This is a genomic window from Bradyrhizobium sp. WSM4873 (assembly GCF_055811355.1).
Genome location: NZ_JBVVPS010000029.1, coordinates 77561 through 98866, shown reverse-complemented (window position 1 = coordinate 98866; position 21306 = coordinate 77561). Strand labels below are relative to the sequence as shown.

The 21306-nt window shown below is 64.8% G+C and carries 19 protein-coding genes and 1 tRNA gene; 15 read left to right on the top strand and 5 right to left on the bottom strand.

All coding sequences use genetic code 11. The features are described 5' to 3' along the window. From AC0L21_RS29850 to AC0L21_RS29835, 4 genes are all read left to right on the top strand, one after another. On the top strand, positions 1–464 hold a 464-nt coding region (locus tag AC0L21_RS29850), incomplete at its 5' end, for a M20/M25/M40 family metallo-hydrolase (protein ID WP_473265203.1). Between the two features lie 237 nt (positions 465–701). Continuing rightward, positions 702–1709, top strand: a complete 1008-nt coding sequence (locus AC0L21_RS29845; RefSeq protein ID WP_473265209.1) for an alpha/beta hydrolase — start codon at positions 702–704, stop codon at positions 1707–1709. A gap of 102 nt (positions 1710–1811) precedes the next feature. Beyond that, positions 1812–2900: a mandelate racemase/muconate lactonizing enzyme family protein gene (locus tag AC0L21_RS29840; RefSeq protein ID WP_473265202.1), complete on the top strand. Its 1089-nt coding sequence runs from the start codon at positions 1812–1814 to the stop codon at positions 2898–2900. Between the two features lie 273 nt (positions 2901–3173). Then, entirely contained in the window at positions 3174–4343 is a 1170-nt protein-coding gene (locus AC0L21_RS29835; RefSeq protein WP_473265201.1) for an amidohydrolase, read from the top strand. Between the two features lie 6 nt (positions 4344–4349). Here the strand turns inward: AC0L21_RS29835 and AC0L21_RS29830 are convergent, their stop codons facing one another. Next, entirely contained in the window at positions 4350–4565 is a 216-nt protein-coding gene (locus AC0L21_RS29830; protein WP_007607539.1) for a hypothetical protein, read from the bottom strand. Between the two features lie 95 nt (positions 4566–4660). On the opposite strand from AC0L21_RS29830, the gene AC0L21_RS29825 reads away from it, so the two are divergent. Beyond that, positions 4661–5446: a DUF72 domain-containing protein gene (locus tag AC0L21_RS29825; RefSeq protein ID WP_473265200.1), complete on the top strand. Its 786-nt coding sequence runs from the start codon at positions 4661–4663 to the stop codon at positions 5444–5446. Here the strand turns inward: AC0L21_RS29825 and AC0L21_RS29820 are convergent. Beyond that, positions 5443–6630, bottom strand: coding sequence for a CaiB/BaiF CoA transferase family protein (locus AC0L21_RS29820; protein ID WP_473265199.1), 1188 nt, complete (start codon positions 6628–6630; stop codon positions 5443–5445). The genes AC0L21_RS29825 and AC0L21_RS29820 overlap by 4 nt on opposite strands. A 184-nt stretch (positions 6631–6814) precedes the next feature. Here AC0L21_RS29820 and AC0L21_RS29815 point away from each other — a divergent pair, with 184 nt between their 5' ends. Continuing rightward, positions 6815–7702 (top strand): hypothetical protein, encoded by an 888-nt coding sequence (locus AC0L21_RS29815; RefSeq protein WP_473265198.1) that lies wholly within the window; start codon positions 6815–6817, stop codon positions 7700–7702. A gap of 93 nt (positions 7703–7795) precedes the next feature. On the opposite strand, the gene AC0L21_RS29810 is transcribed toward AC0L21_RS29815, so the two are convergent. Then, positions 7796–8383 (bottom strand): DUF4062 domain-containing protein, encoded by a 588-nt coding sequence (locus AC0L21_RS29810; RefSeq protein WP_473265197.1) that lies wholly within the window; start codon positions 8381–8383, stop codon positions 7796–7798. 234 nt (positions 8384–8617) lie between these two features. Then, positions 8618–8692, bottom strand: a tRNA-Gln gene (locus AC0L21_RS29805). 254 nt (positions 8693–8946) lie between these two features. On the opposite strand from AC0L21_RS29805, the gene AC0L21_RS29800 reads away from it, so the two are divergent. Further along, complete coding sequence (locus tag AC0L21_RS29800; protein WP_473265196.1) at positions 8947–10725, top strand: acyl-CoA dehydrogenase; 1779 nt, start codon at positions 8947–8949, stop codon at positions 10723–10725. 91 nt (positions 10726–10816) lie between these two features. Here AC0L21_RS29800 and AC0L21_RS29795 read toward each other — a convergent pair whose 3' ends face one another. Then, positions 10817–12058, bottom strand: coding sequence for an MFS transporter (locus AC0L21_RS29795; protein ID WP_473265195.1), 1242 nt, complete (start codon positions 12056–12058; stop codon positions 10817–10819). Between the two features lie 247 nt (positions 12059–12305). On the opposite strand from AC0L21_RS29795, the gene AC0L21_RS29790 reads away from it, so the two are divergent. The 8 genes from AC0L21_RS29790 (at position 12306) to AC0L21_RS29755 (ending at position 21303) form a co-directional block, all read left to right on the top strand. Then, the gene (locus AC0L21_RS29790) at positions 12306–13067 is read left to right on the top strand and encodes an enoyl-CoA hydratase-related protein (protein WP_473265194.1); all 762 of its coding nucleotides are present in this window, start codon (positions 12306–12308) and stop codon (positions 13065–13067) included. Between the two features lie 78 nt (positions 13068–13145). Further along, positions 13146–14804 (top strand): bifunctional metallophosphatase/5'-nucleotidase, encoded by a 1659-nt coding sequence (locus AC0L21_RS29785; RefSeq protein WP_473265193.1) that lies wholly within the window; start codon positions 13146–13148, stop codon positions 14802–14804. 134 nt (positions 14805–14938) lie between these two features. Further along, positions 14939–15868: a histone deacetylase family protein gene (locus tag AC0L21_RS29780; protein ID WP_473265192.1), complete on the top strand. Its 930-nt coding sequence runs from the start codon at positions 14939–14941 to the stop codon at positions 15866–15868. Positions 15869–15941: 73 nt separating this feature from the next. After that, entirely contained in the window at positions 15942–16193 is a 252-nt protein-coding gene (locus tag AC0L21_RS29775; protein ID WP_007594646.1) for an exodeoxyribonuclease VII small subunit, read from the top strand. Between the two features lie 592 nt (positions 16194–16785). After that, entirely contained in the window at positions 16786–18714 is a 1929-nt protein-coding gene (dxs, locus tag AC0L21_RS29770) for a 1-deoxy-D-xylulose-5-phosphate synthase (RefSeq protein ID WP_473265191.1), read from the top strand. Positions 18715–18747: 33 nt separating this feature from the next. Next, the gene (locus AC0L21_RS29765; protein ID WP_473265190.1) at positions 18748–19302 is read left to right on the top strand and encodes a nucleoside 2-deoxyribosyltransferase; all 555 of its coding nucleotides are present in this window, start codon (positions 18748–18750) and stop codon (positions 19300–19302) included. Positions 19303–19328: 26 nt separating this feature from the next. Next, complete coding sequence (locus AC0L21_RS29760) at positions 19329–20063, top strand: TlyA family RNA methyltransferase (protein WP_473265189.1); 735 nt, start codon at positions 19329–19331, stop codon at positions 20061–20063. Further along, complete coding sequence (locus tag AC0L21_RS29755; protein WP_473265188.1) at positions 20056–21303, top strand: class I SAM-dependent RNA methyltransferase; 1248 nt, start codon at positions 20056–20058, stop codon at positions 21301–21303. Before AC0L21_RS29760 ends, AC0L21_RS29755 begins: the two co-directional genes overlap by 8 nt. Positions 21304–21306 lie beyond the last annotated feature (3 nt).

The window sequence follows — 21306 nt, the reverse complement described above, 5'->3', positions numbered from 1 at the left end:
CCGTCACCGGCGGCGAGGGCCGTCCGGCGGGCGATGCCACCAACGTCGTCACCGACTACGTGCATGTGCGCGGCGAAAGCCGCAGCCACGACGGAAAGTTCTTCAAGGAGATCACCAAGGCCTACAAGGCCGCGTTCGAGAAGGCGGCCAAGAAGGTCACCAACGCGCAAGGCAAGTCCGGCAATGTCAAGTTCAAGGCCGAGACCGATTATTTCCCGTTCCGCATGAAGGACAACCTTCCCGTCGTCAAACGCGCGGTGGAGGCCGTGTCCGCCGTCGGCGGTACCCCGAACGTGCGCACCGCAAATGGCGGCCTCGACGCCAACTGGATGGTCCGCCACGGCGTTCCGACCGTCACCTTCGGCGCCGGCCAGAACGAGGCGCACACGATCGACGAGTGGATCAATCTCGACGAATACGATCGCGCGTGCGCGCTGGCCGTGCAGCTTGCAACGATGCGGTGAGGCGCGCAGCCAAAATCGAGGCGGCGCCCGGCACGGTGCGCTTGATCTAAATCAAGTGAACCAGAGGCCGAAGGTCCAGCAGTGGGCGGAGGTCGCGAAAGATCGGGGCACGGACCCATTGCCATTCCTCGCAGCAGCATGAGCTCCCAGGCCATCTCCCGCACTTGCCGGCGCGTGACGGGCGTCTTGATCCTGTCTCTTGCGTGCGCATCCTGCGCAGGACGCCCCTTGCAGGGCGTGCTCGTTCCGGTCGAGGCCGCGGAGAGCACGTCGCGGGTCCCGATCCTTGTTGCGACGACGCGCGAGCGCGCCGCCGTCGACACTGGCGACATGTTCAGCCGCGAACGTGCCGCCGCGATGTCCTACGCGATGGTCTCTGTCTCAATTCCGCCTGACGAGGCCCGCGTGGTCGGAGCGATCCAGTGGCCGGTGGCGCCGCCCGGCGATCCGCGCCGCGAGTTCGTCACGGTGTCGGCCGACTACCTCGACAGGGCCGCCTTCAATACTGCCATCAACAGTGTCGCCAAGAAGACCCGCCGCAGCAAGGCGATGATTTTCGTCCACGGCTTCAACAACCGCTTCGATGATGCGGTTTATCGCTTCGCGCAAATCGTCCAGGACTCGAGAGCTCCGGTGATCCCGATCCTGTTCTCTTGGCCCTCGCAAGGCCTGGTCGGATTGCGCGCCTATGAGCGCGACGGCGAGGTCGCCCGTGAATCCGTCGGATCGCTCGACGGGCTGATCGAGCAGGTGGCGCTCAACCCCGCAATCCGCGAGGTCACCGTGCTCTGCCATTCCATGGGCTGCCTGATCACGCTGAATGCCCTCCAGGCCAGGGCACGCCGGACTGGGAAGATCGGCGGCAAGATCAGGAACGTGGCTATGGTGGCCCCCGATGTCGACTTCGCAGCGTTTCGCGAACAGATGCAGGAAATGGGATCGTCGCGGCCGCGCTTCGCGCTGTTCCTGTCGCAGGATGACGGTGCGCTGAAGCTGTCGAAGTCGATCGCGGGCGGCCTCACCCGTCTCGGCGATGTCAACGCGGAGGAAGAGCCTTACAAGGACGAACTGGCGCGGGCCAATATTCTGGTGTTCGACATCACCCGCTTACAGGGACAAGCGCATTCGCGGGCCTTCGAAGACGTGACCACCGTGATGGGCATGATCGAGCGCAGGCTCGCTCAAGGTCAGCAGCTTGCCGAGGACGTTTCGCGGCGACCGGCCGCTGGCGCGCCGGCGCAATAGCGCAACGCGATCTTGCCCAAGATGCGCCGCGATGTCGCAACGACCGCATTGCCGCGGCGCGAACCTCGGGCTAGCCTGCAAAGAAAACGCAGGAAGAAAATCATGCCGCGCATTGCAAACATCGAGACCGGATTCTACCGGATCCCCCTCCCCGTCATGCTCTCCGACTCGACCCATGGCGACATCGCGGCGTTCGAGCTGATCACCTGCCGGGTGCGCGATGCCGATGGCGCCGAGGGCGTCGGCTACACCTACACGGTCGGGCGCAATGGCGGCGCCGTCGCCGACATCCTCAAGCGCGAGATCCCGCCGCTGGTCGAGGGCCGCGAGGCCGATGATACCGAAGCGATCTGGCATCATGTCTGGTGGGGCCTGCATTATGGCGGGCGCGGCGGACCGGCGGTGCTGGCGCTCTCGGCGCTCGATATCGCCCTATGGGACTTGAAGGCGCGGCGCGCGACATTGCCGCTGTATCAGTTGCTCGGCGGATTCGACGCGCGCGTGCCCTGCTATGCCGGCGGCATCGACCTCGATCTCTCCGTCGAGGCGCTGCTGAAGCAGACCGACGGCAATCTCGCCAAAGGCTTTCGCGCCATCAAGATGAAGGTCGGCCGGCCCGATCTCAAAACCGACGTCGCGAAGGTCTCTGCGATGCGACAACATCTCGGCGACGGCTTTCCGCTGATGGTGGATGCCAACATGAAATGGACGGTCGAGGAAGCGATCCGCGCCGCCCGGGCGTTCCAACCCTACGACCTCACCTGGCTCGAGGAGCCGATCATTCCCGACGATGTCGCGGGCCACGCCCGCATCATGCAGGCAGGCGGCGTACCGATCGCGGCGGGCGAGAATCTGCGTTCGCTGTGGGAGTTCAAGAACTACATCATCGCGGGCGCGGTGTCCTATCCCGAGCCTGACGTCACCAATTGCGGCGGCGTCTCCGCCTTCATGAAGATCGCGCGGCTGGCGGAAGCGTTCAACCTTCCCGTCACCAGCCACGGCGCGCACGACATCACCGTGCACCTGCTCGCAGCCTGCCCGAACCGGTCGTATCTGGAGGCGCACGGTTTTGGGCTCGACAAATATATCGAGCATCCGCTGGTGCTGCAGGACGGGCTGGCGCTCGCGCCGGACCGGATCGGCCACGGCATCAGCTTCGACTGGAATGGGCTGGCGAAGCTGTCGGCGTAGCGCGGATCCGCGGCCGCGGCTGCGCCCCCTCTCACGCTTGCGGGAGAGGGTTGGGGAGAGGGTGTCTCCACAGTGAGATTCCCAATGACGATCGAGCCCTCTCCCGGCCTCTCCCGCAAGCGGGAGAGGTGAAGTGGAGCGCGCACCGCGGTCGGTTTGCACCAGCAATCACCAACGCGTTGCTGCACGCGAGGCATTCGCTGACGCTTGATGCAAGCTGCGGTTATTCGGCTATGGTGTCGACGCCGACACACAATCCGAGAGAATCCCGCCTTGAGCCCCGAGCTGCACCAGAAACTGACCGCGTGGCGCCGGCATTTGCACGCGCATCCCGAACTGTCCCTCCAGGAGAAAGCCACCGCCGCTTTCGTGCAGGACAGGCTCACCGAGCTCGGCATTCCCTTCGTGTCAGGCTTCGGCGGTCACGGCATCGTCGCGACCCTCACGCGAGGGGCTGCACAGGGCCGCGTCGGCCTGCGCGCCGACATGGATGCGCTGCCGATCACCGAAGATACGGGGCTAGCCTACGCTTCGCAAAATCCCGGCGTGATGCATGCCTGCGGCCATGACGGGCATACCGCTTCGCTGCTCGGCGCCGCCGCGCTGCTCGCCGCCGACACCAGCTGGAGCGGCACGGTCGATTTCATCTTCCAGCCGGCCGAGGAAGGTTATGGCGGCTCGCGCGCGATGGTCGCGGCCGGGCTGTTCGACCGCTTTCCGATGCAGCGGGTGTTCGGATTTCACAACTGGCCGGGCCTTGCCGCCGGCACCATCGCGGTCCATGACGGCGTCGTCATGGCCTCCGGCGGGCGCGTCAGCATCACTATCGATGGCCATGCCGGTCACGCCGGCATGCCGCATCTGACGCGCGATCCGGTGATGGCGGCCGGCCATTTGATCGTGGCGCTGCAATCGATCGTCTCGCGCAGCGTTGATCCGCTCGACACCGCCGTGCTCTCGCTCTGCACGCTCGAAGGCGGCACGGCACGCAACCAGATCGCGGGACGCGTCTCGATCGGCGGCACGCTGCGCTACCATCGCGATGCGGTAAAGGACACCGTCGTGGCGCGGATCGAACAGATCTGCGCCGGGATTGCCACGAGCTTCGGCGTCAAGGTGACGCCCGAGATCGTCATTGGCGTCGGCGTCGTGATCAACACGCCGGCCGAGGCAGATCTCGCGCGCCTCGCCGCGGACAAGGTGCGGGCCGAGTTGCGGCGCGACCTCGCGCCCAGCATGGCCGGTGAGGATTTCGCCCATTATCTCTCGCGGCGCCCCGGCGCCTTCGTCTGGATCGGCAACGGCGAATTGCGTGATGGCGCCGAGTTGCACGGCCCGCGCTATGATTTCAACGACGCGATCCTGCCGGTGGCATCGAGCTGGATGGCGGAAGTCGCCAAGGCGGCGCTGGCTTCAAACAAGGCGGCGCTGGCTTCGAACTAGGCGCGCTCAAGAAATCTCGCGCGGCAGCTTCCAGCCCGGCTTCGGCTCGAACGTCTCCTCGACCTGCGCGACGTGATAGCCGGCGGGCAGAAGCCGGCCGCCCTCCTCGTCCGCGACCGGCACGTCGGTCACCAGCCCCTCGATCAAGGCGGCTTCCCACACCTCCTTCTCGGAGGGAAAGGGGTCGCCGATCTGCTTGTTGCCTTCGAACAGCGCGTACATCGGTTCCGGTCCTGCGTTGATCAAGCTCACGAGCAACGTATCGGCCGCACGGACGTTCCCAATCCGGCAAATCGCAACGGATGGACACGTCAAACATGGCGCGCGTTCTGATCGGAACTTCCGGCTGGCATTACGCCTCCTGGCGAGGCCCGTTCTTTCCCGAGGGCGTGACGCTGAAGCAGCAGCTGAGCTACTACGCCGGACAGTTCGACACCACCGAGCTGAACGGGGTGTTCTACCGCACCCCGACGCCGGAGGCCGTCGAGGGGTGGCGGGAGCAGACCGGCCGCGATTTCGTCTTTGCCTGGAAGGCCTCAAAATTCATCACGCATTGGAAGCGCCTGTCGGATCGCTCGGTGAACAGCCTCGAACTGCTCGAGGATCGCATCTCACGGCTCGGCGGCAAGGCCGGCCCGATCCTGTTCCAGCTGCCGCCGCAATTCGAGGCCGACGCGGACCGCCTCGCCGGTTTCTTCAAGCTGTTGTCGCGGAAGCGGCGTTACAGTTTCGAATTCCGTCATCCGAGCTGGTATCAGCCGCGCATCTTGCGGATGCTGGCCGACGAGAATATGTCGCTGTGCCTGTCCGATCATCACGATGCGCCCGCGCCATGGAAGCGCACGGCGGACTTCGTCTATGTGCGCGGACACGGGCCCAGCGGGCGTTATCACGGGCACTATACGAAACCCGCGCTGGCGCAATGGGCGCGGCGCATCAAGTCCTGGAAGCGGCAGGGCTGCGACGTCTATGTCTATTTCGACAACGACCAGAAGAGCGCGGCGCCGGCCGATGCCCGGGCGTTGCAGCAATTGCTCAACGTGCGGCAAAGCGCGGCGATCACGACGGCAAGCCGCCGTGCGGACACCTTTGTTCACCGCTAGACGATGCCGCCTTGCCGGAGCGCCGCGATGGCGGCCTTGTCGTAGCCGAGCTCGCTCAGGATAAGGTCGGTATGCTCGCCGAGCGTCGGCGGACGCGTCGCGATCTCGCCGGGCGTTTCCGAGAGGCGGACGGCGGCCCGCGACACTGGTGCGGGCTTCGGCAGACCGGGATAGTCGACGTCCTGCATGAAGCCGGCGGCGCGGATGTGCGGATGATCCAGCGCTTGTTGCGGGCTCAGCACGGGGCCGGTCGGAATCATGGCCTTGCCCAGGGTGTCGACCGCTTCCTGCGTGGTGCGCTCGGCGCACCAGCGCGCCATCCGCTCGCTGATGACAGGGCCGTTGTTGCCGCGGCTGATGTCGTCGGCAAAGCGCGGATCGCCCAGCCACAACTCTTCCTCGCCCATCAGTTTCGCCCAGCGCTTGAACAGCGGATGCCCCGTGACTTGGCACAGCACCCAGCCGTCCCTGGTGCGGTAGATGTCGGCGGGCGCCGCGGTCTGGCCGAGATTGCCTGTCGGCACCCGATTGACGTTGATGACGGCCTGCTCGATCAGCGTGGCATTGGTGAAGGACAAGGCGGTTGCGAGCAATGCGCCCTCGACGATCTGCCCGCGCCCGGATTTGCCGCGCTCGATCAGCGCGGCGAGCGTGCCGAACGCGCAATGCAGCGCGGTCCCGAAATCAACCCAGTTGACCGCGGCCCGGTAGGGCGGATCGCCTACGCCCGTCATGTACACCGAGCCCGACATGACCTGGCCGACGCCGTCGAAGCCGACGCGGTCGGACCACGGCCCCGGCCCGCCGAACGCGGTGGCCGTCGTCAGGATGATGTCCGGCTTGATCGCCTTGAGCGAGTCGTAGTCGAGCTTCATCGCGCGCAATGTCTGCGGCGGTAGATTGGCGACGACCACGTCTGTGGTCGCAATCAGGCGGCGCATCACCTCCTGCCCTTCCGGCTTCATCGGATCGAGCGTGAGGCACTTCTTGTTGCGATTGACCTGAAGAAACAGCGCACCTTCGCCGCCCTCGCCGACCGGCGCCACGAAGCGATCCTCGCTGCCGTCGCGCTTCTCGACGCGAATGACCTCGGCGCCGAATTCGGCCAGCAAGGTCGCGCAATAGGGGCCCGCGATATAGCGCCCGAAATCGAGAACGCGGACGCCGTCCAGAACCCCTCCCATCGATCTCTTTCCTTTGTGCTTTTCGTCAGCTTACAGGGATTGGCATTTGCGGCAAGGTGGCGACGGACGCCACGCCCTTCCCTCAAGCCATGCCCTGCCCTCAAGATGTGATCGGCGAATCATTTCGACTGGCGGAAATTGTGCTCTAGTATGGATCGGTCCCTCCCCCATCAGAGCCTCATCCATGCCGCAACAATTCAATCGATCCGCAGAAGATCTCGGCAACGCGATCCATTTCGAGCACGTCAACATCCAGGTCCCGGACCAGCGCCTCGCCACGCTGTTCTACGTCACAGGCGTCGGGCTCACCCGCGATCCCTATCTGATGGTGTCCGACACAAACATGTGGATCAATGCCGGCCGCAGCCAGTTTCATTTGCCGAGCGGCAGGCCGCAGGTGTTGCGCGGCCATACCGGACTGGTCATCGCGGGCCGCGAGGCGCTGCTCGCCCGGCTGGCGTCGGTCGCAAAGAAGCTCGAGGGCACCGCCTTCGCCTTCGCCGAGCACAACGACCATGTCGAGGCGATTTGTCCGTGGGGCAACCGCCTGCGCTGCTACGAGCCCGACGCCGCGCGCTTCGGCCGCGTCGCGCTCGGCATTCCCTATGTCGAGTTCGACGTGCCGGTGGGAACGGCACGCGGCATCTGCGCCTTCTACCCTGAGATCATGGGCATGCCATCCGAGGTTTGGAACGGCGACGGCACGGTTGCCGCCGTGAAGACGGGCCGCGACCAGCATTTGTTGTTTCGCGAAACCGATCGGCCGCAAGGCGACTATGACGGCCACCATGTGCAGATGTACATCACCGATTTCTCCGGCCCATATCGCAAGCTGCTGGCCCGCGACCTGATCTCGCGCGAGGACAATCAGTACCAGTACCGCTTCTGCGACATCGTCGATCTCGACAGCGGAAAGCCGCTGTTCACGGTCGAGCACGAGGTGCGCAGCGCCACCCATCCGATGTTCATGCGGCCGATGGTCAATCGCAATCCGGCGATCAACAACCGGAACTATGCGGCTGGCCACGATCAGTCGTTCTGGGCGATGGAGCCGGACCAATACGAGGGATAGGGGCTGGGTTGTGCGACCGAGCTACGAAATTTCTGGCCGCGGGCCGCTGACAGTATGCCACTTGAGGCGTTTCCGCTGAAACGAGCGAGTGACTCATGCTTCCTTCGCTTTGACTACCATCGCTTCTTTCATTATTCGGTCACCCAGCTCCGTGAGCTGGAGCCATTCGCCCAAACCACCATTCGTATTCGTTCCACGAATTTCCTTAATCAGACCGTACGCTCCAAGCTGTACTCTGATCTGGTCTGCGGTGACCGAGTTGAGATCGATCCCGCTGCGATTAGACCGCCCCGATTGCTTGAGATAGCGCTCCAGATAAATCGCCAGGTCTTTGGCACTTGCGGTATCGACAACTTTGGGGCGATGCCGACAAATATCTCTCGCCACGTCATTTTGATTGACGAATTTACCGTTTCCCCACGCTGGCCCAAGTAAGTAAACTTCACGTCGTACTGAGAATCTAGCGGCGCCATATCGGGCACCAACCAACAACACGTAATAGTCGCACTGATCTATTACCCGTTGAATGTACTTAAATTGCTCCATGTCGATCGCAGGGAAACCCTCCATACCCGCAGGAATATGATCGAGATCGAGAATAGCTTCGATAGCCTCGCGACGCTCCTCAACTAAGTCGGTGTAAGTCGAAGAAACGAAAACCTGATACTTCTTAGCTTGCAACTGATGATCCTCGAGCCACGCAGAATGAAGAGGTCAGTGTCGACAGCCCGCGCTATGCAACGTTGAAGTCGATTGTCGGCCTATCATCGCTCGACTTCGGTACGCAAAATACAAAAGGTGGACAGTTGTACTCAGAAGAATGTGCACGAAGAACCTGAGTGCAACTGAGCCTTTCGGACGGCCTGCGATCGCACTTCGGATCTTTTCATATCGCATTGATATAATTACACAACCTGGCTGGGGCGGGAGGGATCGAACCTCCGAATGGCGGAATCAAAATCCGCTGCCTTACCGCTTGGCTACGCCCCATCAGGCCCTGGGGAACGGCGGCGACAGGAGCGTCCGCGGATTCCCTCGAGTGGTGCCGGTCTATAGGGAGAGGCGCGGCATTTCAACCGCCCGGAGGGGCAAAATACCACAGGGGCCGGTGGCGCCGCGTCATGCCTTATATGAGCGCTACGCCAGCCCGTTGCCGACGGGCGTTCCGCCACCCCTCCTGACAGTTGAGACCTCCCCCGTTTCATGGGAATACGGCGGCCAAGAACTGTCCACGGGAGTGAGCCATGACCTACCGCGCGCCGATCTCTGACATGCTGCTGTCGCTCACCCACGGCGCCGGCCTGAAGGCTGCCATGGAGGCCGGCCATTACGGCGATTTCGACGGCGATATCGTGAGCGCCGTGCTGGAGGAAGCCGGCAAGTTCGCGACCGACGTGCTGGCGCCGCTCAACAAGGTGGGCGACGAGCACGGCATCAAGCTCAGCGACGGAAAGGTCACGACCGCGCCGGGCTGGCCGGATGCCTACAGGCGCTGGACCGAGGGCGGCTGGAACGCGGTCTCCGGCCCCGAGGATTTTGGCGGCCAGGGCCTGCCGCTCGCGATCAACGCCGCCTGCACCGAGATCTGGAGCGCCGCCAACGTCGCCTTCGGCCTCTGCCCGTTGCTGACGGCGTCGGCGATGGAGGCGCTGGACGCGCATGGCAGCGACGAGTTGAAGAAGATCTATCTCGAGAAGCTCGTCTCTGGCGAATGGACCGGCACGATGCAGCTGACCGAGCCGCAGGCCGGCTCCGATGTCGGCGCGCTGCGCACCCGCGCCGAGAAGCAGGCCGACGGCACCTATCGCATCAAGGGGACGAAGATCTTCATCACCTATGGCGAGCACGACATGACCGACAACATCGTGCATTTCGTGCTGGCGCGTCTGCCGGACGCGCCCGCCGGGACCAAGGGGATATCGCTGTTTCTCGTTCCCAAATTCATGGTCAACGAAGACGGCTCGCTCGGTGCGCGCAACGACATTTTTGCCTCCGGCGTCGAGCACAAGCTCGGCATGCATGCCTCGCCCACCTGCACCATGACCATGGGCGATCATGGCGGCGCGATCGGCTTCCTGGTCGGCGAAGAGAACCAGGGCATGCGCTGCATGTTCACGATGATGAACCAGGCCCGCCTCGGCGTCGGCCTCGAAGGCGTCGGTGTCGCCGACCGCGCCTATCAGCAGGCATTGTCGTACGCACAAGAGCGCAAGCAGGGCCGTGCCCTCGGCAAGAAGGGTGACGGCTCCGATGCGATCTTCGTGCATCCCGACGTCAAGCGCATGCTGATGCGGATGCGGGCGCAGACCGCGGCGGCCCGCACCATCTGCTATGCGACCGCGGTGGCGATCGACGTCTCGACGCGCGCCAGGGATCCGAAGGTCCGCGCCGACGCTGCCGCGCGCGCGGCACTGCTGACGCCGATGGCCAAGGGCTATTCCACCGATGTCGGCAACGAGGTCGCCTATCTCGGCGTGCAGGTGCATGGCGGCATGGGCTTCATCGAGGAAACAGGCGCGGCGCAGCACTATCGCGATGCGCGCATCACCGCGATCTACGAGGGCACCAACGGCATCCAGGCCATCGACCTCGTCACGCGAAAACTCGCGACCAACGGCGGCGCAGCGGTGTGGGCGCTGCTCGACGAACTCTCGGCCATCGTGAAGCAAGTCGAAGCCTCCAACGATCCCGCCTTCGGCACCACGGGCGTTAAATTGCGCGAGGCACTGGAGGCGCTGACGCGCACCAGCAAATGGCTGCTGGAGCGGGTTGCGTCCGCGCCGAACGAGGCGCTGGCCGGCGCGACGCCGTATCTGCAACAGTTCGGCGCCACGCTCGGCGGCTGCATGCTGGCGTCCGAAGCGCTCGCCGCGAAATCCGATGGCATCACGGACGCCGCGCGCTACGTCTCGCTGGCGCGCTTCTTCGCCGAGAACATCGCCGTGCAGGCCGGCGCGCTCGAGCGAACCGTGACGGAGAGCGCTGAGTCGGTCGCGGCGGCGGATGCGGTGCTGTTGGGGTAGCTGGGACGCGTAGCCTGGATGGAGCGCAGCGCAATCCAGGGCCGTCATCGTTCGTGGCACGAATCCCGGATTGCGCTGCGCTCCATCCGGGCTACGAAGCTGCGAGCTTCGTACGTCTCCCCGGCCGCCACAGCACCACGCCCGCCGCCACCAGATCTAGCACCACGCACATCGCAAACGCGCTCGTGTAATTGCCGGTGACGCTGCGCACGAGGCCGACGATGCCGGGGCCGAAGGCGCTGACAATGCCGCTGATCGACGTGCCCAGTCCCATCGCGGCGGCGAAGGCGCTCGCGCCGATCTCGCGCTGGATGATCAAGGGCGGGAACGTGATCATGTTGCCGATCGAGAAACCGTAGACGGCGCAGCACACGAGCAGCACGGTCGGGTTCGTGCTTTGCAGAAGCACGAACAGAGCCGCCGCCTGGCTCGTCATCGATGCCGCGCAGGCGAGCCGCGGATCGAGCCGGTCGACGAACAGGCCGAGCGACAGCCGCCCGACCACAGCCATCGCCGCCATGATGGTGACGGCAAGGCCCGCACTGGCGCGGCCGATCAGCGGTTCGAGGAACGTCACCTGGTGGATGATGAATCCCATCTGCGCCAGCAGCGCGACCGCGATCGGCAGCACCATGGTCCAGAACGCCGGATTGGCGAGCAGCGTCTTGCGCGAGTGAACCGCAGGCACGGCGGTGCCGCCAGCGGATGAATCCCCACCCGATGTCGGCGGCATTTCGGTTCGCCAGCCGGTGAAGATGACCACCACCGGCAGCACCAGCACCACCATCGCGAGCGTGGCCGCCAGCATCGCGGAACGGAAGCCGATGCTGGCGCTCAGCGACAGCAGCAGCGGCACGAGGACGATGCCGCCGCAGGTCGCGCCGTTGTAGGCGAGACTGAGCGCGAGCCCGCGGCGCCGTTCGAACCAGGAGTTCAGCACGGTCGCGATCACCACCGTGCCCATGCCGGTCCAGCCGACCGACATCAGCGCGTAAGCGAGATAGAGCTGCCAAGGCGTCTGCAGCAGCGCCAGCAGCACCGTCGAAGCGCCGAGCGCCGACAGGCCGCACAGGATCAGCGACCGCAGCCCGATGCGGGCGAGCAGATCGTCGGTGAAGATGACGAGGACCGCAGTCAGGAGAAAGGAGAAGGTGCTGGCCGCGGAGACCAGCGTGCCCGGCCAGCCATGGGCGCGCTGCAGTTCGGCGAGATAGACGCCCTGGCCGTAGAGGCCGAAGCCGAACATGAAGAAAGCCATCAGGAAGCAGGCCAGCACGACGCGCCAGCCGCGATAGTGCAGCGAGGATTCGTCAACACGAGTGGCGGTACTCATCAATCGGGCAATCCGCCAAATGGAACGGCGCGAGGCGATCGTGCACCACAACCAAGGGGTTTTTCAAATGAAAAAGGTAGCTGATTGTTGCAACGCGCAGCACGGCGGGGAGCGTGATGCGCCCCTCTCACGCGGATTCGCTCTCCAAAAGGTCGCGCGAGCGCATTGGCACGCCTGCAAGATGATGTAGGCTGACGTTTCGCGAGTCTAGCCAATGTCAGTATCGCGGTGACCGCAGGGGCCCCTCATGCCGAATGGCAATATCGTCGTCACCGAAGAGCGCGGAACGCGCGTTATCACCCTGCGTCGCCCGAGCAAGAAGAACGCGATCACGCAGGACATGTATCGGGAGATGAGCCGCGCGATCGACACCGCGCAGAACAATCCCGATATCCGCTGCATGATCATCACCGGGGGCTCCGGCGTGTTCACCGCCGGTGACGACATCGACGATTTCATGCACGCCGACACGTCGCGCCCCGAGACGCTGTCCGACGGTGCCAAGTTTCTCTATTCGCTCGCCCTCAACGCCAAGCCGGTGATCGCGGCCGTGGACGGCGCGTCGATCGGCATGGGCACCGTGATGCTGTTCCATTGCGACTATGTGCTGGCCTCGAACGCGGCGACGTTCTCCGCGCCCTACATCCATCTCGGGCTCGTGCCGGTCGGCGCGTCCAGCCTCTTGATGCCGAACACGATGGGCTATCAGCGCGCCTTCGCCATGCTGGTGATGGGGCGGACTTTTACGGCCGCGGAAGCGCATGCCGCCGGCTTCGTCAACACCGTGGTCTCGCCGGGTCATACCGAGGTCGAGGCGCGCAAGGTGGCGCGCGATATCTGCAGGCTCCCCGCCGAAGCGGTCGCGACCTCACGCAAACTGCTGCGCGTGGCATCCGAGGAGCTCACCCGCCGCATCGATCAGGAGGCCCATTTGTTCGGTGAGCGGCTGAAGTCGGAAGAAGCCACCGCCGCCTTCAACGCGTTTGCGAACAGGAAGAAGAAAAAGTAGGGTGCCGCCCGGCGCCTCGCCCCGGAATGCCGCGATAACTTTCGTGAAATCTTCGTGCGGAACGACTAGTCTGGTTCCATGCGACATGTTCTCCGCCTGACTATCTTCGCGCTCGCGCTCGCCGTGCCGCCCGCGTCCGCCCAAACCGCCGCACCCGTCGAGCTGCGCATCCTCGCGATCAACGATTTCCACGGCAATCTGCGCCCGCCGCCGGGCGGCATCCGGATCAGCGATCCCGAGGACAAGTCCAGGAAGGTGATGGTGGCGGCCGGCGGTGCCGAATACATGGCGACGCTGGTGAAGCAGCTGCGCGAAGGACACAAGAACACGATCTTCGTCGCCGCCGGCGACCTGATCGGCGCAAGCCCGTTCCTGTCGGCGATGTTCCACGACGAGCCTTCGATCGAGTCGCTCTCGATGATGGGGCTCGCGATCAGTTCGGTCGGGAATCACGAATTCGACGAGGGCAAGACCGAGCTGTTGCGGATGCAGAACGGGGGCTGTCATCCCGTCGACGGCTGCCAGGGGCCGCATCCCTTCACGGGCGCCAAATTCCGCTATCTCGCGGCGTCCACCATCGAGACGGCGACGGGCAAGAGCGTGCTGCCGCCTTACGAGATCAGGGAGTTCGAAGGCATCCCCATCGCCTTCATCGGGCTGACCTTGAAGGACACCGCGGGCATCGTCTCGCCATCGGGCATCACGGGCCTCGAATTCCGCGACGAAGCCGAGACGGTGAACGCGCTGGTGCCGCAGCTGAAGACGCGTGGGGTCGAGGCGATCGTGGTGCTGATCCACCAGGGCGGCGAGCCGGCCGGCGACTACAATGAATGCCCTGCCATCACCGGGCCAATCGTCGACATCGTGAAGAAATTCGATCGCGCCGTCGACGTCGTCGTCAGCGGCCACACTCATCGTGCTTATGTCTGCGATATTGACGGGCGCCTCGTCACCAGCGGCGACAAATACGGTACGCTGGTCACCGCGATCGACCTCAAGCTCGATCCGGCAACCCGCGACATCGTCAGCGCCAGAGCCGAGAACGTCATCGTCGCCAATGCCTCGCTGCCCAGGGATCCCGAGCAGACCGCATTGATCGATGCCTACGACAAGCTTTCGGCGCCGATCGCCAATCGCCCGGCTGGATCGGTGACACAGACGCTGTCACGCGTGCCGAACGAAGCCGGCGAAAGCGCGCTCGGCGACGTCATTGCGGACGCGCAGCTCGCCGCGACCAGGGACGCCAAGGACGGCGGCGCCGTCATCGCGCTCACCAATCCCGGCGGCATCCGCACTGACATCGTTCCAAAGGAGAACGGCGCGATCACCTTCGGCGACGTTTTCGCCAGCCAGCCGTTCCGCAACCGGCTCGTCACCATGACGGTCACGGGCAGCCAGCTCAAGGACATGCTGGAGCAGCAATGGCTCGACCCGAAGCGGCCGCGGATTCTCCAGGTCTCGAACGGGTTCAGTTATGCCTGGGATGCGGCGAAGCCATACGGCGAGCGCGTGATCAACGAGAAAATGACGCTCAATGGCAGGCCGATCGAAGCCGGAAGCGGCTACCGCGTCACCCTCAACGATTACCTCGCAGTCGGTGGCGACGGCTTTACCGTCGCCAAACAAGGCACGGGGCCGCAATATGGCGGCTACGACGCCGACGCGCTGTTCGCGTTCTTCAGGGCGCACGGACCGATCGGGCCGCTGCCGCTGAGCCGCATCCTGCGCGTGAATTGATCCGGGTCAAACGGGCCGGTCCGGGACCACCCTTTGCCATTCCCGGGGGAACGCATAGATTGGGTTTTGCATTTGCGTTTTGGCGCCGGATGCGCCAAGCGACGTCGAGAGCCCGCATCCCATGAGGCCGACTGATGAGTACGCTTCTCCTCTCCCACAAGGCCTGCCTCGACCACGTCACGCCGCCTGGACACCCTGAAAGGCCGGACCGCCTGCGCGCGGTGGAGGAGGCGCTGTCGCATGAGCGCTTCCAGTTCCTGGTGCGCGACCAGGCGCCGGAGGGCGATCTCGACCTCGTCACGCTCTGCCACAACGAGCACTACGTGACGGAGCTGCGCCACATCGCGCCGACCAGCGGACAGGTCTATGTCGATGGCGACACCTCGATGTCGCCTGGCACGTGGGAAGCGGTGATGCGCGGCGTCGGCGGCGCGGTCGCGGCGACCGAAGCGGTGATGGCGGGCGAGCATCGCAACGCTTTCGTCGCGGTGCGCCCGCCCGGCCACCACGCCGAGATCGGCAAGCCGATGGGCTTCTGCTTCTTCGACAACGTCGCCATCGCCGCGCGCCACGCGCAGCGCAAATACGGCATCAAGCGCGCAGCCATCGTCGATTTCGACGTGCATCACGGCAACGGCACGCAGGACATCTTCTGGTCGGACCCGACCGTGATGTACTGCTCGACGCACCAGATGCCGCTGTTTCCGGGCACCGGTGCCAAGAGCGAGTGCGGCGACCACGACACCATCGTCAACGCGCCGCTCGCCTCCGAGGACGGCGGGCCGGAATTCCGCATCGCGTTCGAGAATCTGATCCTGCCGCAGCTCGAAAAATTCAGCCCGGAGCTGCTCGTCATCTCTGCAGGCTTCGACGCGCATTATCGCGATCCGCTGGCGTCACTGAATTTGCGCGCGGAGGATTATGCCTGGGTCACGCGCAAGCTGATGGACCTCGCCGACAAGACCGCCGGGGGACGCGTTGTTTCTGTGCTTGAGGGCGGCTACGACCTGCAAGGATTGAAAGAATCTGTTACGGCGCATGTCGGCGCCCTGATGGGCGCCTGACGCACCCGCCACATTGCGCCCGCAAAACTTTGCTTTCTCCGACGTGAAGCGAATCGGGCAATCGGAAACTTATATGGCCGAAAATACCCAAATCGACATCTCCAGGCTGACCTTCGAACGTGCCATCGAGGAGCTCGAAACCATCGTGAAGCGGCTCGAGGACGGCAAGGTGCCGCTTGAGGAATCCGTGACGATCTACGAGCGCGGCGAGGCCCTGAAGCGTCGCTGCGAGGAGTTGCTGCGCCAGGCCGAGGCGCGCGTCGACAAGATCACCACCGATGCCAGCGGCCAGGCCACCGGCACCGCGCCGCTCGACGTCCAGTAAGGGGCGCCTTCAAAGCCGCCTCTCTCACGCAGCGGGAACCGGCAATTCTCATGATCGCACGCCGCCGTCGGGCGTCGCTGCTGCCTGATCCCAGGGAACCGGCGCTCTGAAGGTCACGGAACCTCCCTCACGGGCCCTCGCCCTCCTGAATCCGTCCAAAAATAGCTTGCCCGCGCCAAAAACCTTGCCGAGGAACCGGCAAGCTTGGAACCCTTCCGTTGACGCCAGGATTAACCACTCTGGCCCGCGGGTTGCAGGTGCATGGCCGTAATCGGCGGAGCGGGTTGGCTTTGGCCCAAGCTTTGGTGTAAAGCTGCGCGGAGTGTGGCTTTTTGTAAGCCTTGCGTGGGCACTGATTACCAACGACAAGCGCTTCAAACTGCTGATGAATTGGCTGGATGGACGAAGCCGATCTAAGTGACAGGGATCACAGAGACTGAACCGGAGAGCACTTAAGCTCACCTAAGCTTGAAGACGGGGCTTTGCCCCATGCAGGTGGCTCCGACGGTTTAAGGACTCGCGCTGCGCCGATATTGTGCAAACCCATCGCGCACCGGAATGACCTTCCGGCGCTGACAAATTGGAAATCGCCGTGAACGCATACAGTAAAACGCCGCTTCTCGACACCATCCGGACGCCGGACGACCTGCGCAAGCTCAAGATCGAGCAGGTTCGCCAGGTCGCCGATGAGTTGCGTCAGGAGACCATCGATGCCGTCTCGGTGACCGGCGGTCACTTCGGCGCGGGCCTCGGCGTGGTCGAACTCACCACTGCGATTCATTACGTCTTCGACACCCCGCGCGACCGGCTGATCTGGGACGTCGGCCACCAGGCCTATCCGCACAAGATCCTCACCGGCCGGCGCGATCGCATCCGCACGCTGCGCACCGGCGGCGGCCTCTCCGGCTTCACCAAGCGCAGCGAAAGCGATTACGATCCGTTCGGCGCCGCGCATTCCTCGACCTCGATCTCCGCCGGCCTCGGCATGGCGGTCGCGCGCGACCTCTCCGGCGGCAAGAACAACGTTATCGCCGTGATCGGTGACGGCGCGATGTCGGCGGGCATGGCCTACGAGGCCATGAACAATGCGGGCGCGATGAACTCGCGCCTGATCGTCGTCCTCAACGACAACGACATGTCGATCGCGCCGCCGGTCGGCGCGATGAGCGCCTATCTGTCGCGGCTCTACTCGGGCAAGACCTATCGCACGCTGCGCGATGTGGCCAAGCAGATCAACCAGCGCCTGCCCAAGATCCTCGCCAACCGCGCCAACCGCGTCGAGGAATATTCCCGCGGCTTCATGATGGACGGCGGCACGCTGTTCGAGGAGCTCGGCTTCTATTACGTGGGTCCGATCGACGGCCACAACCTCGACCATCTCCTGCCCGTGCTGAAGAACGTGCGCGACATGGAGACCGGCCCGATCCTGGTTCACGTCGTGACGCAGAAGGGCAAGGGCTACGGCCCTGCGGAAGCCTCCGCCGACAAGTACCACGCGGTGGTCAAGTTCGACGTCGCGACCGGCACCCAGGCCAAGTCCAAGCCGAACGCGCCGGCCTATCAGAACGTGTTCGGCCAGAGCCTCGTCAAGGAAGCGGAGAAGGACGACAAGATCGTCGCCATCACCGCGGCGATGCCCTCCGGCACCGGCGTCGACATCTTCAACAAGGCGTTCCCGGACCGCACCTTCGACGTCGGCATCGCCGAGCAGCACGCAGTGACGTTCGCCGCCGGTCTCGCCACCGAAGGCTACAAGCCGTTCTGCGCGATCTACTCGACCTTCCTGCAGCGCGGCTACGACCAGATCGTGCATGACGTCGCGATCCAGAGCCTGCCGGTGCGCTTCGCCATCGACCGCGCCGGCCTCGTCGGCGCCGACGGCGCCACCCATGCCGGTTCGTTCGACAACGCCTATCTCGGCTGTCTGCCGAACATGGTCATCATGGCCGCGGCCGACGAAGCCGAGCTGGTGCACATGGTCGCGACCCAGGTCGCGATCAACGATCGTCCGAGCTCGCTGCGCTATCCGCGCGGTGAAGGCCGCGGCATCGAGATGCCCGAAATCGGCATTCCGCTCGAGATCGGCAAGGGCCGCATCGTCCGCCAGGGCAGCAAGATCGCCCTGCTCTCCTTCGGCACGCGCCTCGCCGAATGCGAGAAGGCCGCCGACGAGCTCGCAGCCCACGGCCTTTCGACCACGATCGCGGATGCGCGCTTCATGAAGCCGCTGGACACCGAGCTGGTGCTCAAGCTCGCGCGCGACCACGAGATCCTGATCACGATCGAGGAAGGCTCGGTCGGCGGTTTCGGCTCGCATGTCGCGCAATACCTGACCGATCAGGGCGCACTCGACAGCGGCCTGGTGCGGTTCCGCACCATGGTGCTGCCCGACGTGTTCCAGGACCACGATACCCCGGCGGCGATGTACGGTCGTGCCGGTCTCGATGCCAAGGGCATCGTCGCCAAGGTGTTCGAGGCGCTCGGCAAGGATGTCAAGGCCGAGACGGTCAAGCTCGCCTAAAAGCGAGCTTCGACCTTCCGCGAAGCAGCTCTGATGAAAATCTATCTGGCAGGCCCCGACGTGTTCCTGCCAGATGCGGTCGAGATCGGCCGGCAGAAGGCTGCGATCTGTGCCGCAAACGGCCTCACCGGCCTCTATCCCCTCGACAACGAGATCGACCTCGCCGCTCCCGACGCCTCGCGGCAGATCTTTTGCGGCAACGAGGCGATGATGGACGCCGCCGATGCGATCATCGCCAACCTCACGCCGTTCCGCGGCGCCGGCGCCGATCCCGGCACCGTCTACGAGCTCGGCTATATGGCCGGCCGTCGCAAGTTCTGCCTCGCCTATTCCAATGACGGCGCCGCCTATGCCGATCGTGTCGGTCGCTTCATGGACGTGACGTCCGAGGACGGACGGCTGGTCGACGCGCAGGGGCTGACGGTCGAGGATTTTGGCCTCGTCGACAATCTCATGATGATCCACGCGCTGGAGCTGCATGGCTGCCCGCTGGTGACGCCGGCGCAGATGCCGATCGACGTCTGGCACGATCTGGCCGCGTTCGAGGCTTGCGTCCGGATGGCGGCCGCGCGATTGATCGCTACATAAGCGCCTCAGGCGTCTTTGGAGAGATGATGTCCCCTGCCCGCAAGCGCGCGGATGTTCTGCTGGTCGAGCGCGGCCTGTTCGAGAGCCGGGCGCGGGCGCGCGCGGCGATCGAGGCCGGGCTCGTCACCGCCGACGACAAGCAGGTCGCAAAGCCGTCCGAGACCATCGCCGAGGACGCCGTGATCCAGGCCGAGCCCGCGCACCCCTACGTCTCTCGCGGCGGCGTCAAGCTCGCCGGCGCGCTGGAGCGCTACCCGATCGAGATCGAGGACCATGTCTGCCTCGACGTCGGCGCGTCCACCGGCGGATTCACCGAGGTGCTGCTGGCGAACGGCGCGAGTCTGGTCTTTGCCGTCGATGTCGGCACCAGCCAATTGCATCCCTCGCTGCGCAGGCACTCCAAGATCGTGTCGATGGAAGAGACCGACATCCGCGCCTATGACGGCAAGCGTTTGCCGGCGCGGCCCGATGTCGTCGTGATCGACGTCAGCTTCATCTCGCTCAAGACGGTGCTGCCCGTGGCGCTGTCGCTGGCCGCCGCGCCGATGAGCCTGCTGGCGCTGATCAAGCCGCAATTCGAGGCGGAGCGGAAGCACAACAAGAAGGGCATCGTCCGCGACGCCGCCGTGCACCGCGAGATCTGCGAGGACATCGCAGCCTTTGCGGCCTCGCTAGGCTGCACCGATATCGAGGTGTTCCCGTCGGCGATCACCGGCGGCGACGGCAACATCGAATTCTTCCTGGGCGCGCGCCGTGGTTGAGCGCGTGACGATCGATCACGTCGGCCATCGCGGCGACGGCGTCTCGCTCCACGCCGGCGATACCGTCTATGTGCCCTACACGCTCGGCGGCGAGACCGTCGAGGTCGATCATGTCGTCGGCAACCATCCCGACCGCCGCAAGCTGCTGGCGGTGGATGTCGCCAGCCCCGAGCGCGTCGCGCCGTTCTGTCCGCATTTCGGCGTCTGCGGCGGCTGCGCGATCCAGCACTGGGCGACTGAACCGTATCACGCCTGGAAGCGCGGCATCGTGGTCGAGACCCTGGCCCAGGCCGGCATCGACTGCGAGGTGGCGTCGCTGGTCGATGCCCACGGTGCGGGGCGCAGGCGCATCACGCTGCACGGCCGGTTCGGCACCCATGACATCCTCAAGGTCGGCTTCTCGGCTGCCAGCTCGCACGACGTCATCCCGATCGATCGCTGCCCGATCCTCGATCCCGGGCTCGAGGGTGCACTCGATGCCGGTTGGGCGCTCGCCGAACTGCTGACGTCCAAAATGTCAGTAACGAAACCGCTGGACATCCAGGTCACCGCAACCGCCAACGGTCTCGATGTCGACGTGCGCGGCTCCGGTCCGCTGCCAACCCCGCTCGTGACGGCGCTGTCGCGCGTCGCCGAGCAGCACCGTCTGGCGCGGCTGACACGGCATGGCGAACTGGTGCTGCAACGCCTGGCGCCGACCGTGAAGATGGGCCGTGCTGAAGTGACTCTGCCGCCGGGCTCGTTCCTGCAGGCAACCGTTGCTGGCGAAGAGACGCTGGCCGCGCTCGTTGCGGAGCGCATCGGCAAGGCCAAGGAGGTGCTCGATCTCTTCTGCGGCGTCGGGCCATTCGCTCTGCGGCTTGCAGAGAAGGCGCGCGTCACGGCCTACGACAACGATGCCGGTGCGGTCGCAACCCTTGCGAAAGCCGCGCGCACGCCCGGCCTCAAGCCGATCAGGTGCGAGCCGCGCGACCTGTTCCGCCGCCCTCTGGTGCCGCAGGAGCTGCGCGATTTCGATGCAGTGGTGTTCGATCCCCCGCGCCAGGGCGCGCAGGCACAGGCGCTGAAGCTCGCCGCCAGCAAGGTGCCTGTGGTGGTCGCGGTCTCCTGCAACGTCGGGACATTTGCCCGCGACGCGCGGCTGCTGATCGATGGCGGCTACAACATCGACGTAGTCGTGCCGGTGGATCAGTTCCGCCACACGCCGCATGTCGAGCTCGTTGCGAAGTTCACGCGCTAGACT

Excerpts from the sequence above, each read along its gene's own strand:
- AC0L21_RS29840 (WP_473265202.1), top strand. The coding sequence starts at position 1,812 with ATGCCGCGCATTGCAAACATCGAGACCGGATTCTACCGGATCCCCCTC.
- AC0L21_RS29830 (WP_007607539.1), bottom strand. The coding sequence starts at position 4,565 with ATGTACGCGCTGTTCGAAGGCAACAAGCAGATCGGCGACCCCTTTCCC.
- AC0L21_RS29825 (WP_473265200.1), top strand. The coding sequence starts at position 4,661 with ATGGCGCGCGTTCTGATCGGAACTTCCGGCTGGCATTACGCCTCCTGG.
- AC0L21_RS29820 (WP_473265199.1), bottom strand. The coding sequence starts at position 6,630 with ATGGGAGGGGTTCTGGACGGCGTCCGCGTTCTCGATTTCGGGCGCTAT.
- AC0L21_RS29815 (WP_473265198.1), top strand. The coding sequence starts at position 6,815 with ATGCCGCAACAATTCAATCGATCCGCAGAAGATCTCGGCAACGCGATC.
- AC0L21_RS29800 (WP_473265196.1), top strand. The coding sequence starts at position 8,947 with ATGACCTACCGCGCGCCGATCTCTGACATGCTGCTGTCGCTCACCCAC.
- AC0L21_RS29795 (WP_473265195.1), bottom strand. The coding sequence starts at position 12,058 with ATGAGTACCGCCACTCGTGTTGACGAATCCTCGCTGCACTATCGCGGC.
- AC0L21_RS29790 (WP_473265194.1), top strand. The coding sequence starts at position 12,306 with ATGCCGAATGGCAATATCGTCGTCACCGAAGAGCGCGGAACGCGCGTT.
- AC0L21_RS29785 (WP_473265193.1), top strand. The coding sequence starts at position 13,146 with ATGCGACATGTTCTCCGCCTGACTATCTTCGCGCTCGCGCTCGCCGTG.
- AC0L21_RS29780 (WP_473265192.1), top strand. The coding sequence starts at position 14,939 with ATGAGTACGCTTCTCCTCTCCCACAAGGCCTGCCTCGACCACGTCACG.
- AC0L21_RS29775 (WP_007594646.1), top strand. The coding sequence starts at position 15,942 with ATGGCCGAAAATACCCAAATCGACATCTCCAGGCTGACCTTCGAACGT.
- AC0L21_RS29765 (WP_473265190.1), top strand. The coding sequence starts at position 18,748 with ATGAAAATCTATCTGGCAGGCCCCGACGTGTTCCTGCCAGATGCGGTC.
- AC0L21_RS29760 (WP_473265189.1), top strand. The coding sequence starts at position 19,329 with ATGTCCCCTGCCCGCAAGCGCGCGGATGTTCTGCTGGTCGAGCGCGGC.